This window comes from Sphingomonas aquatilis, assembly GCF_014196115.1.
Classification (GTDB): Bacteria; Pseudomonadota; Alphaproteobacteria; order Sphingomonadales; family Sphingomonadaceae; genus Sphingomonas; species Sphingomonas aquatilis.
The window spans coordinates 40,644-54,354 of record NZ_JACIDB010000014.1 but is presented as its reverse complement, the minus strand read 5'-3'; the positions used below and the strand labels follow the sequence as shown (position 1 = coordinate 54,354).

Annotated in this window: 12 protein-coding genes; 6 read left to right on the top strand and 6 right to left on the bottom strand. The window is 64.5% G+C overall.

What is annotated here, in order from left to right:
* The first annotated feature begins 101 nt into the window (after positions 1 to 101).
* From GGR47_RS17825 to GGR47_RS17810, 4 genes are all read left to right on the top strand, one after another.
* Entirely contained in the window at positions 102 to 248 is a 147-nt protein-coding gene (locus tag GGR47_RS17825; RefSeq protein ID WP_244305032.1) for a winged helix-turn-helix domain-containing protein, read from the top strand.
* Between the two features lies 1 nt (position 249).
* On the top strand, positions 250 to 1,569 hold the full coding sequence (locus GGR47_RS17820; protein WP_244305030.1) for a sensor histidine kinase: 1,320 nt from the start codon (positions 250 to 252) through the stop codon (positions 1,567 to 1,569).
* 173 nt (positions 1,570 to 1,742) lie between these two features.
* The gene (locus GGR47_RS17815) at positions 1,743 to 2,453 is read left to right on the top strand and encodes a VIT1/CCC1 transporter family protein (protein WP_038069674.1); all 711 of its coding nucleotides are present in this window, start codon (positions 1,743 to 1,745) and stop codon (positions 2,451 to 2,453) included.
* Positions 2,454 to 2,806: 353 nt separating this feature from the next.
* Complete coding sequence (locus tag GGR47_RS17810; RefSeq protein ID WP_147036046.1) at positions 2,807 to 3,451, top strand: recombinase family protein; 645 nt, start codon at positions 2,807 to 2,809, stop codon at positions 3,449 to 3,451.
* 23 nt (positions 3,452 to 3,474) lie between these two features.
* Here GGR47_RS17810 and GGR47_RS17805 read toward each other — a convergent pair whose 3' ends face one another.
* Complete coding sequence (locus tag GGR47_RS17805; protein ID WP_226341918.1) at positions 3,475 to 4,908, bottom strand: transposase; 1,434 nt, start codon at positions 4,906 to 4,908, stop codon at positions 3,475 to 3,477.
* Between the two features lie 133 nt (positions 4,909 to 5,041).
* On the opposite strand from GGR47_RS17805, the gene GGR47_RS17800 reads away from it, so the two are divergent.
* Entirely contained in the window at positions 5,042 to 5,560 is a 519-nt protein-coding gene (locus GGR47_RS17800; protein WP_231376781.1) for a hypothetical protein, read from the top strand.
* A gap of 40 nt (positions 5,561 to 5,600) precedes the next feature.
* Here GGR47_RS17800 and GGR47_RS17795 read toward each other — a convergent pair whose 3' ends face one another.
* Entirely contained in the window at positions 5,601 to 6,005 is a 405-nt protein-coding gene (locus tag GGR47_RS17795; protein WP_101750172.1) for a MerR family DNA-binding protein, read from the bottom strand.
* Between the two features lie 72 nt (positions 6,006 to 6,077).
* On the opposite strand from GGR47_RS17795, the gene GGR47_RS17790 reads away from it, so the two are divergent.
* Positions 6,078 to 6,845 (top strand): glutaredoxin family protein, encoded by a 768-nt coding sequence (locus GGR47_RS17790; RefSeq protein WP_017980773.1) that lies wholly within the window; start codon positions 6,078 to 6,080, stop codon positions 6,843 to 6,845.
* Positions 6,846 to 6,866: 21 nt separating this feature from the next.
* Here GGR47_RS17790 and GGR47_RS17785 read toward each other — a convergent pair whose 3' ends face one another.
* Genes GGR47_RS17785 through GGR47_RS17770 form a run of 4 tightly spaced genes read right to left on the bottom strand, consistent with a single transcriptional unit; the run spans position 6,867 to position 13,040 of the window.
* Positions 6,867 to 7,193, bottom strand: coding sequence for a copper-binding protein (locus GGR47_RS17785; RefSeq protein WP_017980774.1), 327 nt, complete (start codon positions 7,191 to 7,193; stop codon positions 6,867 to 6,869).
* Positions 7,193 to 10,330, bottom strand: coding sequence for an efflux RND transporter permease subunit (locus tag GGR47_RS17780; protein ID WP_018251208.1), 3,138 nt, complete (start codon positions 10,328 to 10,330; stop codon positions 7,193 to 7,195). The genes GGR47_RS17785 and GGR47_RS17780 overlap by 1 nt, the downstream gene beginning before the upstream one ends.
* Positions 10,327 to 11,826, bottom strand: a complete 1,500-nt coding sequence (locus tag GGR47_RS17775) for an efflux RND transporter periplasmic adaptor subunit (RefSeq protein WP_061780583.1) — start codon at positions 11,824 to 11,826, stop codon at positions 10,327 to 10,329. The genes GGR47_RS17780 and GGR47_RS17775 overlap by 4 nt, the downstream gene beginning before the upstream one ends.
* Positions 11,823 to 13,040 carry a TolC family protein gene (locus GGR47_RS17770; RefSeq protein ID WP_018251210.1) on the bottom strand — a complete coding sequence of 406 codons (1,218 nt, stop codon included), beginning with the start codon at positions 13,038 to 13,040 and terminating at the stop codon, positions 11,823 to 11,825. Before GGR47_RS17770 ends, GGR47_RS17775 begins: the two co-directional genes overlap by 4 nt.
* Positions 13,041 to 13,711 lie beyond the last annotated feature (671 nt).

Here is a 13,711-nt window from a genome sequence, read left to right as displayed (position 1 = left end):
TCACTGCCTCCGTCATGACTCGTCTCCGCTGCTAACAAATCCATCATCAGCATCTCAGATTCGAGCCTCCAAGGCTCCGGCAGTCATGGGGTCTATATGCTATGGACGCCGAGGTAACGCCCAATGCGTTGGAAGCGGCAGTATCGCGGCTGCGCAAGCGCCTGACCGCCGTCGGGGCGGACGTGCAGGTCCGCACCGTGCACGGCGTCGGCTATGCGCTGTTCGCGCCGAGCGTATCTGGTGAATAAGATGGACGCAGTTCGGCCAAGGCGACGGTCCCCTACGCTGTTCCGACAGATTGCGGCGCGTCTGGCGGCGTTCACGCTGCTGTTCGCAGCACTCGACGTCGGGATCGTCGTGTTCACCTACAGTCGCCAGCCCGAATCGCTTGCGCAGGAATTGCTGACGCTTGAAGCGACGAAGGCTCAGGCAGGCGGCGTGCTGTCGCCCGACCTGCTAACCGGACCGCCGGGGGCCGAATCCTGGTCCGCGCGATATGTCGAACCGGGATCACCCGAGCTCCGGCGGGTGGGTCAGACCGGGATCGACGGTGCGTCGACCCTGGTCGACTGGACGCGACGCGAACATACCCCCCGCGGCTATCGGATATCGGGCGTCCGCGCGATCGACCGCGGCAGCGAGCGGCGTTGGCTGGCGATGCAGTTCGAAGGCGACGGCATCCGCCCCTATGTGCCGGTGATCGTGAACGAGATCATTCAGCACGTGATGTTGCCGCTGATCCCGCTGTCGCTGTTGCTGTTGCTGTTCAACGTCTTCGCCGTCCGCCGCGTGCTCCAACCCCTTCGCAATGCCGAGCGAGAGGTGGACGCGCTGGAACCCGACAACACCCTGCTTCGCCTTTCGGAGCCGAGTGAGCCTCGAGAGGTCAATACGCTCGTCAGCGCCGTCAATCGGGCGCTCGGCCGGCTCGATGCAGCGATGGCGACCCTGCGGGAGTTCACTGCCAACGCCGCTCATGAGCTGCGCACACCGTTGTCGATCATGCAGCTATCGCTCGACCGGCTTCCGGCAGGCAAGCAGCGGGACGAACTGCGAGCCGACGCGCGGCACCTGACCCGCCTCGTCGAACAGATGCTCGATCTTGCCCAGGCCGACGCGCTGGCCATCGATGGTCACGTGGCCATCGATCTCGCCGACATCGGTCGAGAGGTAGTGGCCGCGATGGCGCCAAAGGTGTTCGCGGCGCAGCGTGATCTACGTTTCGAGAGCTTCGGCGACACCGCGGCGATCGGGCACCCGGAAGCGATCTTCCGCATCTATCGCAACCTGATCGACAATGCGCTGTCACACGCGCCCGGCGTCACGCCCATCGACGTAAGCGCGGGACCCGGTCCACAGCTGACGGTCCGTGACTACGGGCCGGGGATTGCAGAGGTCGATCTTCCGCACGTGTTTGACCGCTTCTGGCGCAAGGATCGCCGCAGCTCTACCGGAGCGGGCCTAGGCCTTGGCATCGTGCAACGGTTGACCGAAGCGCATGGTGGAACGGTCAGCGTCGAAAACGCGACAGGCGGGGGTGCTTCGTTTCGCGTCCGACTCGAGGTCTAGACTTGAAATTACGGGAGCCATCGCTTTCGTCAGCTGTTCGTCAGGCCCGTGCCGCAACGCACCTGGCGTAGCTACATCGCTCCATCATCCCTGCACTGCTGTCCGGAGCCAAATACAATCCAATTCCCGCCCACTCGGCGGCTCACCGAGTTCGACATACTTTAGGATAGCCAATGACGACCGACGCCATCGATCACGCGCCAGGAGAACATCATCTCGTCCACCGTACAGGCTGGCTTCGCGCAGCGGTGCTCGGTGCCAACGACGGAATCATTTCTGTTTCAAGCCTGATCGTCGGTGTCGCAGCCGCGCCAGGCTCGACTGCGAGCACAGTCCTTGTTGCGGGGGTAGCAGCATTGGTCGGGGGTGCACTGGCGATGGCGGCGGGCGAATATGTTTCGGTCAGTTCGCAGGCGGATACCGAGAACGCTGACCTTGCGCGGGAATCGGCCGAGTTGGAACGTTCGCCCGTGACCGAAACGCGGGAACTGGCCGCAATCTATGAAGGGCGTGGCGTCGAGCCGTCGCTAGCGATTCAGGTGGCCGAACAGATGATGGCACATGACGCTCTGGGAGCGCATCGCCGTGATGAGCTTGGCCTTGCTGACGACGGCGCATCGCAGCCGATGCAGGCCGCGGTATCCTCGGCCTTGGCATTTGCCGCCGGCGCGATCCTACCCGTGATCGCTGCATTAGCACCGCGTAGCGCTGTGCTTTATGCGGTACCAGCAACGGCATTGGTGCTGCTTGGCGTGCTGGGTGCGCTTGGAGCGAAGGCGGGCGGCGCCCCGATCGGGCGCGCCATGATCCGGGTGGTTTTACTGGGTGTCCTTGCGATGGGGATGACGGCCCTTATTGGGGCTTTCACCGGGGCGGTGGTTTAAAAGCTTTTCGTTGCCCGCGGCGATGCGACACTAGTCCGCACCGCTACGTCCCGAAAACGAGTAAGCAAACGCATCGCCACCCACGCCTATGGTCAGCCCCCCCCCTTTCGCAAAGCTGATCGTATCCGGCACCACGCTAATTTGTTGCCGAAGTTTCCCGAAGCCTCCACCGTAACTGTCTTTGGCCGTGAAGCGACGGGGCACTCACAGCGCACACCAACCGCCAGAAAAACGACCGGTTTTCTGGCGATTGCTGTTTTTGCCTCGTCCCCCCTGCCTTGTGGTCGGAATACCCGTTGCGGAAACCACCAGCACATTGCAGGGTGTCAGATATCTTTTCTGGCAGGGTGGCGATGCTCATCGGATATGTGAGGGTGTCCAAGGCTGACGGATCGCAGACGCTGGCACCGCAGCGCGATGCGCTGCTCGCCGCAGGCGTCGATGCCTCGCGCATTTATGAGGATCTCGCGTCGGGTCGTCATGATGCACGTCCCGGCCTGACTGCCTGTCTCAAGGCATTGCAGCCCGGCAATACACTGGTGCTCTGGAAACTGGATCGCCTCGGACGCGACCTGAGGCATTTGGTCATCACCGCCGAGGCGCTGCGTGAGCGCGGCATTGGGTTGAAGGTGCTGACCGGCGCCGGCGCGCAGATTGACACCACCACCGCCAACGGCCGCCTGGCCTTTGGCATCTTCGCCGCTTTTGCAGAGTTCGAGCGCGAGTTGATCGCCGAGCGCACACAGGCCGGCCTTGCCGCGGCACGCGCGCGGGGGCGCATGGGAGGGCGACCCCGCAAGATGGACAAGGCAACGCTGGCGATAGCGACGGCCGCCATGTCCGATCGCAACGCGATCGCAGCCGATGTCGCGCGCCGTCTCGGGATGACGACGACGACACTCTATATGTACGTGAACGGTGACGGCACGCCCAAGGCGCCGGGCCAGGCACTGCTCGACGGTGTGCCATACCGCAAAGAACGGCTGCAAGCCGCGTGATAGATCACGCCGCGCCTCAGCGATCAGGCATATCGTCGAGCAGGCGAGGCGATCACGTCGTGTTCAATCGACCGGGCCGAGATCGCAGCCGGCGTCAGCGCTGCGGGGACGCATACTCCCCGGCGCGGCTTGCCCGTCAGCCGCTGGGGTCGCGCCAGGACCATCAGATTCATCACCGCCGCGCCGATCAGGAACTCTTCTTCCGCTCCGCGGATACCGCGCAGGTGAAGCCGCCTCATGCCATGCTTACCCTTGGCGTCAGCGAAGAACCGTTCAACCCCGCGCCGCAACCGCATAGACCGCTTGTAGAGCCCGGTTTCCACTTCGGCTCTGGCAAGATCGCGGACGTCCTCATCGTCCAGCCGAACCAGGGTACGACGCCGCGCCGTCGTGCATTTCTTCCGAAGCACGCACGCCTCGCAGTCACGCGCATCGGCTGCATAACGGTGTACGCCGGTGGGCAGATGGAAGGCATGATGTCGGAGCGGCTTTCCGGTCGGACAGGTAAAGCTGTCAATGTCACGATCATAGCTGAAGGCCGTTCGCGGCAGCTTGCCCTTGGTCTGTTGCGTACGGTCGATTACCGGAATGTGCGGGATTGCGCCGTGATCCCTTACGAAGCCGAGGAAGTTGGCGCTGCCATAGGCTTTGTCGGCCGCAACCCGCTTGGGACGATAATCAAAGCGATCGGCCGATCGCTCGAGCATGACGCGCCCCGCATCAACTTCCTCCGCGAACCGAGCCGGTGTCGCCTTCACATCGAGAGCGACGCCACTCGGGGTGTCGACCAGCGCATTCAGGGCGTAGCCGAACCGGCCACGCACCGTTCGCGCCGACCAAGCCGCGGCAGGGTCCGTTCGAGAGACGCCTTGGCAGCTTTTCGAGCGCGCCATTTCAAAGACGGCATCTCCAGTGTCGTGCACCCACTCCCTAACCGCGCGCGACGCGTTGGCGACATACGGCAGGTAGCCAGGAACGGTCTTGCGCTGCCAGCTCGCATCAGCCGCTATGAACGATGCATCGATCGCGGCGTCTTTTCCGCCAATCAGTCCTTCACTGATGCAGCGTCGGACCGTGCTTTCGAACAGGATCCGGAACACGTCGGCATCGCGGAAACGACCGTGCCGGTTCTTGCTGAACGTCGAGTGGTGCGGAACCTTGTCTCCCGGCGCGAGACGGCAGAACCAGCGATAGGCCAGATTGTAGCGCAGCTCCTCACACAGGCGCCGTTCGGACGTGATCGCGTAAATGCGGCCGACCAAGGCCATGCGGATGAGGAGTTCGGGATCGATCGATGGCCGTCCCCTTGCGCTGTAGTGACCGGCCAGTGCCTGTCTCAACTCGCCGATGTCGAGACATCGATCGACGCGACGCAGCAGGTGGTCTGCGGGCAACATGGCTTCTATGGTGCGGCGGGACGCCCCTTCCCGCTTACCGCGACAGGCTGGTCCCATCATAGCGACGCTCCTTTCGGCAGGGGTGAAACGAAGGAGCAACCCGGCATGTCCGGCATTTTTCAACAGGCCCGAACGGTTTTGACACCATTCCTTGAGTAGCCAAGTCAGCTAATCGCTTAGTGACCTAGCCGTAATGGATAAGTTGAGTCACTGCTGTTTTCTGCTTTCGTTCTCCACGATACTGAATCATAGAATTGTTATGCCAATCGCGCGTGAACATCGCTGGCTCTACCCGATTGACTGGCGTGAACTATCTGCCTTCATCCGGTTTGGCCGCGCCAAAGGACGCTGCGAACATTGTCAGCGCCCGCATGGTCGTCATGTGCTGCATCTGGGCGATGGTGTTTGGTGGGATGAGGACATAAGCAGGTGGCGCAACGGGCAGGGCAGGTGCGTTCGCCGCCTGCCGCCGCCCGACGCCCTCTTATGCGCGCAACCTGGCTTCGTCGGCATTGATCCACCTTCACAAGTGCGGATCACGCGCGTGGTTCTTGCTAGCGCGCATCTGAACCATGATCCGAGCGATAACCGACCACGCAACCTCGCTGCACTCTGCCAGCGGTGCCACATGCGCCACGACGCCAGCGAGCATCGCCGACGTCGGTGGATCAACGCCTTCCGTATGCGTGCGATCGGCGATCTATTTGCCTGATCCGAAATCTCCTGCTGACCGCCTGGGAGCTAATCAAAGATCACTCAGTCGGTGAATCGAACGCTGTCAGGATTGGGCACGGCCCTGCCGATCCCGAGCCGCACTCGCTGGCAAGCCGACGCAGCGAAGCACGCGCCTGTTCAAGCTCGGCGATCTTCGCATCCAGCGCCGCCATCTGCTCATGGGCGAGCTGGCGCGCACGCGCGCGATCGTCGGTCGCATCCAGCGCCAGAAGCTCACCGATCTGCTCGAGCGTGAAACCGGCTGCCTGCGCCGAGCGGATGAAGCGAAGGCGGCGGGCGTCATCGGTGCCGTAGCGCCGGATGCCGCCTCCGGCGCCAGCCCCGGTCGGCCGGTCTGGCTCGTCCAGCAAACCGCGACGCTGATAGTAGCGCACCGTTTCGACGCCGACGCCGCCCTCGCGCGCGAGCGCCGCGATCGTCATGCCGGTCATGCCTTGACTCCGTACTATGGTACGGACCCTATATAGGCGGGGCGAGGATATTGGAGAAGCGGCATGGCGAGCGCCCCCGCCAAACAGGCGACGATCTACCGGATGGTGATGCCGGAACATACCTGCCCTTTCGGGCTGAAGGCGAAGGATCTTCTGCGCCGGGAAGGCTATGCGGTCGATGACCATTGGCTGATGACGCGGGAAGAAACCGACGCTTTCAAGGCGAAGCACGGCGTCAAGACGACCCCGCAGATCTTTATCGCCGGGGAGCGGGTCGGCGGCTATGACGATCTGCGCCGCTTCTTCGGCAAGATGGTCCGCGACCCCAAGGCCGTCACCTATCGCCCGGTGATTGCCGTGTTCGCGATGACGGCGCTGATGGCGCTCGCCGCCAGCTATGCGGTACTCGGCACGCCCTTCACGGTGCGGGCGGGTGAATGGTTCATCGCGTTCTCGATGTGCGCTCTGGCGATGCTCAAGCTCCAGAACGTCGAGAGCTTCTCGAGCATGTTCCTCAACTACGATCTGCTCGCGAAGCGCTGGGTGCCCTATTCCTATGTCTATCCCTACGCGGAAGGAGCGGCGGGCGTCCTGATGGCAGCCGGCGCGTTGACCTGGCTGTCGGTGCCCGTCGCGCTCGTTATCGGTACGATCGGCGCGGTGTCGGTGTTCAAGGCCGTCTACATCGACAAGCGTGAGCTGAAATGCGCGTGCGTGGGCGGGGACAGCAACGTGCCGCTCGGCTTCATCTCGCTCACCGAAAACCTGATGATGGTCGCGATGGCGCTGTGGATGATCGCTGCGCCGCCCGTGCTGGCGATGGCGCACTGACGCGAAGGTCGGCACGCGTCGTCAATGCGGGCTGATCGCCGTAACTTCTGCCGTCATACCCTTCGCCTTGGCGGTGAATGCGACCCGCTGCCCCGACCGCAGTCCCTTGAGCAGGGTCGGGGGGGATGCCCGGAAGGTCATCGTCATTGCGGGCCAGCCGATCGTCGGGATCGGGCCGTGCTTGATGGTTACGGTTCCACCTTTCGCGTCGACGGCAGTGATCGTCCCCGATCCGCTGCCGGATTTTACAGCCGATGCAGCCGGCCTGCTGCCTTGAGCAAGAGCGCTCGCTGCGATCGGCGTGACTAGTAGCATGAATGCGGCGCGCATGGAGAAAGTGGCTTTCATCAGATCTTCCTTTCGGGGCGGGTTGAAGCTCGCCGCCGCAAGAGCAAGTAGGCGGCTGGCAGGATGAACATGGAGAGGAAAGGGGCGGTCAGCATTCCACCGATCATCGGCGCGGCGATCCGGCTCATCACCTCCGATCCGGCGCCATGCCCGATCAGCACGGGGAACAGCCCGGCGACGATGACAGCGACGGTCATCGCCTTGGGACGTACCCGCAACAGCGCGCCCTCCCTGATCGCTTCCGATACTTGCTCGCCCGACGGTGACGGCCCGCGCTCGGCCAATGCGTGTTTCAGGTAGATCAGCATGACGACGCCGAACTCCGCCGACACGCCGGCGAGCGCGATGAACCCGACACCTGTGGCGACCGATTGCGCATAGCCGAGCAGCCATAATGTCCAGATGCCGCCGGTCAGCGCGAAGGGCAGTGTGCCCATGATAAGCGCCGCCTCGTCGAGGCGACCGAAGGTAAGGTAGAGGAGAAGGAAGATGATCGCGAGTGTCGCCGGCACGACGAGCATCAACCGAGCCTCGGCACGCTGCAGATACTCGAATTGTCCGGAATAGGCGATCGAGACGCCGGGGCTGAGCCGAACATCTTTGCCAACAGCACGGCGCAGATCGGCGACCGTGGAGGCCAGGTCGCGCCCGCGCACGTCGACATAGACCCATGTCGAGAGTCGACCATTTTCCGTCTTGAGCATCGGTGGACCTTCCGCGATCGACACGGATGCGACGGTGCCGAGTGTGATCTGCTGACCCGATGCGGTGACGATTGGGAGAGTTCGCAGTCCCTCCAGACTGTCACGCAGCTCGCGGGGGTAGCGGACGCTGATCGGGTAGCGGGCAAGGCCCTCCACCGTCTGGCCGATCGTCTCGCCGCCGATCGCGCCGGACACAATCTCCTGCACATCGGCGATGTTGAGACCGTAGCGCCCCGCGGTCACCCGATCGATATCGACATCGACATAGCGGCCTCCGGTCAACCGTTCTGCCAATGCCGAGCTGACGCCCGGCACGGTCCTGGCGACACGTTCGATGCTGCCGGCGATGCGGTCCAGCTCGGAGAGGTTGGACCCCGACACTTTCACCCCGATGGGACTCTTGATGCCGGTCGCGAGCATATCGATCCGATTGCGGATCGGAGGCACCCATACGTTCGTGAGGCCGGGCACGCGCACTGTGCGGTCCAGCTCCTCCACCAGCTTTGCCGGCGTCATCCCCGCGCGCCATTGATCGCGCGGCTTGAATTGGATGGTCGTCTCGAACATCTCGAGCGGTGCCGGGTCGGTCGCGGTCTCGGCGCGCCCGGCTTTGCCGAACACGGTTTTGACCTCGGGAACGGTTTTTATCAGCCGGTCTGTGCGCTGGAGCAGGGCCGAGGCGCTCGCGGCCGAAAGGCCGGGAAGCGCGGACGGCATGTAGAGCAGATCGCCCTCATCCATCGTCGGGATGAACTCGCCACCCAATCGGGTCAGCGGCCATGCCGTCGTCGCCAGTACCAGGGCGGCGATGCCGATCGCCGCCCAAGGCCGCGCCAACACGCGGTCGAGCGCCGGGCGATAGGCACGGGTGAGCACGCGGTTGATAATGTTGTCGTTCTCGGCCGGAATGCGTCCCCGGATCAGCCATCCCATCAGGACCGGCACGAGCGTTACCGACAGGATCGCCGCTGCCGCCATCGCATAGCTCTTGGTGAAGGCGAGCGGGGCGAACAGCCGTCCCTCCTGCGCTTCGAGCGTGAACACCGGCACGAACGACAGCGTGATGATGACGAGGCTGAAGAACAGCGCCGGCCCGACCTCGGCCGCGGCCTCGGTGATGACGCGCCAGCGTTCCTCGCCCGCCAGCGCCACGCCCGGATGGTCGTGTTCCCATCGCTCGATCCGCTTGTGCGCGTTCTCGATCATCACGATCGCGGCATCGACCATCGCGCCGATCGCGATGGCGATACCGCCCAAAGACATGATGTTGGCGTTCACCCCCTGCACACGCATGACGAGCAAGGCCGCGAGCACCCCCAGAGGCAAGGTGACGATCGCGACCAGCGCAGACCGGACATGCCACAGAAACAACCCGCAGATGATCGCGACGACGACGAACTCCTCGATCAGCTTGCCCGTCAAATTCTCCACCGCGCGGTCGATCAATTGCGAGCGGTCATAGGTGGTGACGATCTCGACGCCGGGGGGAAGGCTCGCTTTCAGTTCCGCGAGCTTGGCCTTGACGGCTTCGATCGTCTGCCGTGCATTCTTGCCCTGACGCAGGATGACGACTCCGCCCGCGACCTCGCCTTCGCCGTTCAGCTCGGCGATGCCGCGGCGCATCTCGGGGCCGATCTGGATCGACGCGACGTCGCCCAAGGTAACGGGGACGCCGGCACCGGCGACCTTGAGCGGGATCGCGCGGAAATCGTCGACGGTGCGCAAGTAACCTGACGCGCGCACCATATATTCGGCTTCGCCCAGCTCGAGGACGGACCCGCCGGCCTCCTGATTGGCGCGGCGAATGGCATCGACGGCCTGAGTGTGCGTGACACCGAATGCGGCGAGCCGCGTCGGGTCGAGCAGCACCTGATATTGCTTCACCATTCCGCCGATGCTCGCCACCTCCGCAACGCCGGGCAGCGTTTTCAGTTCATAACGTAGGAACCAGTCCTGCAAGGATCGGAGCTGCGACAGGTCACGGCGGCCGGTGCGGTCCAACAGCGTGTATTCATAGACCCAGCCGACCCCCGTCGCATCAGGACCCAGCGCGGCCTGCGCGCCTTGGGGAAGCCGTCCCTGCACCTGGCTCAGATACTCCAGCACGCGTGAGCGCGCCCAATAGAGGTCGGTCCCATCCTCGAAGAGGACATAGACGTAGCTGTCGCCGAAGAACGAATAGCCGCGCACGGTTTTCGCGCCAGGCACGGACAGCATCGTCGTGGTGAGCGGATACGTCACCTGGTTCTCGACGATCTGCGGGGCTTGGCCCGGCCAGCTCGTGCGGATGATGACCTGCGTGTCGGACAGGTCGGGGAGCGCATCGACGGGGGTGGCACGCATTGCGAACACCCCGGCCATGGCGAGCGCGATGGCCGCCAGGACGACGAGGAAGCGGTTCGCGACCGACCAGCGGATGATCGCGGCAATCATCGCCCAGCCTCGCGCGTCATGCGGCGCAGCGTTGGACCATCGGCGGGTTGATCAAAGCCGAACCGCACCCGCTCACCCTTGCGATACCCACGCACCAACGCGGGATCGGCGACGCGGAACGTCATTGTCATGGCCGGCCAGCCGATCGCCGGAACGGGCTGATGGGACAGGGTGACGGAACTGCGATCGATCGCCTCGATGCTGCCGACCGTCTCGTAGATCGACGCGGTGGGTTTCACGGCCGGCTTTGTTGCGGGTGACGCTTCGACACCAATCGGACGCGCATCGAGGCCAGCGAGGCTCGCTTCGGAGTCGATCAGGAACTGGCCCGACGCGACAACCTTCTCACCCTCGGTCAGGCCGGCGACTATCTCGGTTTTGCCGCCGCCTTCTGCGCCAGTGCGAACCTCGGCGGGTCGAAAGCGTCCACCCGGCCCTGCCAACATGACGAGTGTGCGCCGGCCGGTCCGGATCACGGCCTCACTCGGAACAAGGAGTGCATCGCGGCTCCCCTGGTCGAGCGCCACGCTGGCGAACATACCGGGGCGCAACCGGCCGGCACGGTTGGGGAGCTCGACGCGGATTGTGAGCGTGCGGCTCGCTGCCTCGGCCTGGGGCAGGATCGCAGCGATGCGGCCCCTGAAGCTTTCGCCCGGGAAAGCCGCCAGCGTGGCGATGACGGGCGTGCCGATCCGCAGGTTTCCTGCGAGGGCCTCAGGGACAGCCGCGTTCAGCCACACGGTGGCGAGGCCGTTCACCTCCGCCAGTGTCTGTCCTTGCGCGACCGTCATCCCCTGTCGGACGCCGAGCGTCTTGATGACGCCCCCCACGGGCGTGCTGATCGTCGTCACACCTTGCGGTCGGCCGCGCCACTCCGCCGATGCAATCGATCCGGCGGGCATCCCGAGAAGCAACAGGCGCTCTCGTGCCGCCCGCGTGAGCCCGGCATCCCCGGTGCGGCGCACGGCGAGATACTCCGCCTGCGCGCCCGCCCATTCGGGCACAAGGATATCGGCGAGCGGGGCGCCTGCCGGCACGACATCGCCTGGCGCGCGCGCATAGACGCGCTGAACGAAGCCGCCGCTGCGTGCCTGCACGACCGCAACGTTGCGGTCATTGAACTCGATGCTGCCGGTTGCCGAGGCCGAGTTTGACAACGATCCGCGTTCGACCGTGACGATCCGCGCGCCGAGCCGCTGGAGGCTGGCCGGATCGATCGCTACGCCCGGTGCGGCGCTACCGCCTGCGCCCTCGTCGGCATAGCGGGGGATCAGTTTCATCCCCATCGACGAGAGACCCGGGCCGTCGTGCCGCTCCCCCGGGATCATCGGATCATACCAGTAGAGGATCTTCTTCTGCGGGGCTGGGGATGCCGTTTGATCGGCAGCCGAGGACGTGCCAAGTTTCGCGAGCCCGAAGCCCACGCCCCCTGCGACCAGCACCAGCGCGCTTACCGCGGTGACAAGGCGGGCGCGGGTAATGGTAGTGTCGCTCATCGATCGGCGCTCCCGAAGGTAATGGTGAGGCGGACAGAGTCTGCGGCGACGAGCGCCTCACGGTCGAGCACGGTCAGCTCGGCGTCGGCGAGCGCGGTCTTGGCTTCGATGGCATCCGCAAGACTCGCGCGACCGGCAGAGTAGCTCGCTATCTCCAGATCGGCTCGCTTCCGAGCGAGCGGAAGGAGCACGTCGCGCGCGCGCTGCCATTGGCTGTGATGCATTTGGTGGTCCGCCAGCGCGGCCTCCAGATCGGCTGCCAATGTGCGCCGGGTTTCTTCGCGCGCGGCCTCGGCCTGCGCCTGTGCGGATTTGCGGGCTTCGATGCGCGGGTTCTGACGCGATCGAGCGAACAGCGGCAGGCTCATCGAAACTCCCGCCGACACCATGTCGCCATACCGGGGGTCACGGCGTTGATAAGCTACCTCTACCCCCCAATCGGGTCGCTTCTCCGCTCGCGCCGCATCCACGTCGGCCTGGGCGCGCTGAATACCGGCCTCGGCGAGAACCATGTCGGAGTGAAGGCTGAGCGCGTCCCGCAGCCGCGCCGGAGCCAGATCGATCGCGGGCATATCGCCGGCAATCTCGGGCGCCGATACGCCGGTCCAGCGAGCCAGCATCGCGCGGGCGCGCGCAACGGCGGCCATCAACTCGTCGCGGCGGTCGTCGAGTGCCGCGATCTCCTGATCGGTCGTCAGTGTCTGACCAGGGCGGACCGAACCGGTCGTCACGGCGGCCCGCGCAGCGGAAGGGAGAGATCGAAGGAATAGCAGAACGGTGTCGAGGGCAGCTAGTCGACGCTCGGCATAAGCAAGGTCGATCCATGCCTGCCCCGCTCCCAATCGCACCTCCCGGAGCTTGGTCGCTTGCGATGCTTCTGCCGTTGCGATCACGGCGCGTGCCTGCGCTTGCGCGGCATGACGCTTGGCAAGGTTGGGTAGGTCCTGTTGGAAACCGACACGCCCCATCGTCATGTCGTCTCTGGATAGGGAGAAGGCGGGTGGCCCAGAGACAGGATAATTCTCGATTCCGATCGACACACGGGGGTCCGGAAGGCTTCCCGCCGCACGTGCATCGGCTTGGGCGGCGCTGACCCCCGCGCGACCGGCAACCGCTCCCGGGGCGTTGGCAACCGCATCGCGCAGCGCTTGGTCATAGGTAAGTGTCTGCGCGTGCGCGGCGCTCGTCGTGAGCGCGGCGACCGCGAGCATCATGGATGCGCGCATCCCTCTAGTCCCTTCATGTCATAATGATGGCCGGGCTCCAAATGGTTGATCGGAGCCCGGCACCTGTTCAGGCTCGCCAGCTTAAGTTGACTGGCCGCCCTTCATTGACATGCAGGCGTCGCGACCGCGTTCCATCATCGGGCACACGCAGGCGCTCGACTGGGGAACGTCCGTAACCCATACGCGACGTGGGGCTTGAAGCGGCGCCCGCGGGCCCGGCTGGTAATTGGAACGCCACTCCCAATGACCATTGCTTTTATTTTCAGATGTGGCCGCCGTCGCTGCCGACGCGGCGAGGCTAGCGGCAAATACCGCCAAGATGAACGTTTTCATGTCACTTTCCAATTTGATCGAGATTTAAAATCGGCAGAGCCGCAACCGGCGAACGGCTGCAGCCTGACACGGCTTGACTCGATCAAACGGTAGGCGGTTCGGGCTCGGGAGCGACGTTGAGGCCGGCAAGTGCCCGGCTGGCAGGCCAGATAACGATTTGAGATGCGATCGAGCGCTTCAGCACTCTTGCCGGCTCCTCAAACGTCATGGGAACAACGCATCCCATTTGGGCGATACACGCCAGCGTCAGTCCTTTGCATGGGTGTTCCGATGACGGATCCGGGGTCGCCATACCCGCGCAATCCATGCGGGATGGGGTGACATGG

Bases quoted from the DNA above. Each gene is read 5' to 3' on its own strand.
- GGR47_RS17790 (WP_017980773.1), top strand. From the start codon at position 6,078: ATGGCGAGCGCCCCCGCCAAACAGGCGACGATCTACCGGATGGTGATG.
- GGR47_RS17775 (WP_061780583.1), bottom strand. From the start codon at position 11,826: ATGAGCGACACTACCATTACCCGCGCCCGCCTTGTCACCGCGGTAAGC.
- GGR47_RS17770 (WP_018251210.1), bottom strand. From the start codon at position 13,040: ATGATGCTCGCGGTCGCCGCGCTCACGACGAGCGCCGCGCACGCGCAG.
- GGR47_RS17800 (WP_231376781.1), top strand. From the start codon at position 5,042: ATGGATAAGTTGAGTCACTGCTGTTTTCTGCTTTCGTTCTCCACGATA.
- GGR47_RS17780 (WP_018251208.1), bottom strand. From the start codon at position 10,330: ATGATTGCCGCGATCATCCGCTGGTCGGTCGCGAACCGCTTCCTCGTC.
- GGR47_RS17795 (WP_101750172.1), bottom strand. From the start codon at position 6,005: ATGACGATCGCGGCGCTCGCGCGCGAGGGCGGCGTCGGCGTCGAAACG.
- GGR47_RS17810 (WP_147036046.1), top strand. From the start codon at position 2,807: ATGCTCATCGGATATGTGAGGGTGTCCAAGGCTGACGGATCGCAGACG.
- GGR47_RS17805 (WP_226341918.1), bottom strand. From the start codon at position 4,908: ATGATGGGACCAGCCTGTCGCGGTAAGCGGGAAGGGGCGTCCCGCCGC.
- GGR47_RS17815 (WP_038069674.1), top strand. From the start codon at position 1,743: ATGACGACCGACGCCATCGATCACGCGCCAGGAGAACATCATCTCGTC.
- GGR47_RS17825 (WP_244305032.1), top strand. From the start codon at position 102: ATGGACGCCGAGGTAACGCCCAATGCGTTGGAAGCGGCAGTATCGCGG.
- GGR47_RS17820 (WP_244305030.1), top strand. From the start codon at position 250: ATGGACGCAGTTCGGCCAAGGCGACGGTCCCCTACGCTGTTCCGACAG.
- GGR47_RS17785 (WP_017980774.1), bottom strand. From the start codon at position 7,193: ATGAAAGCCACTTTCTCCATGCGCGCCGCATTCATGCTACTAGTCACG.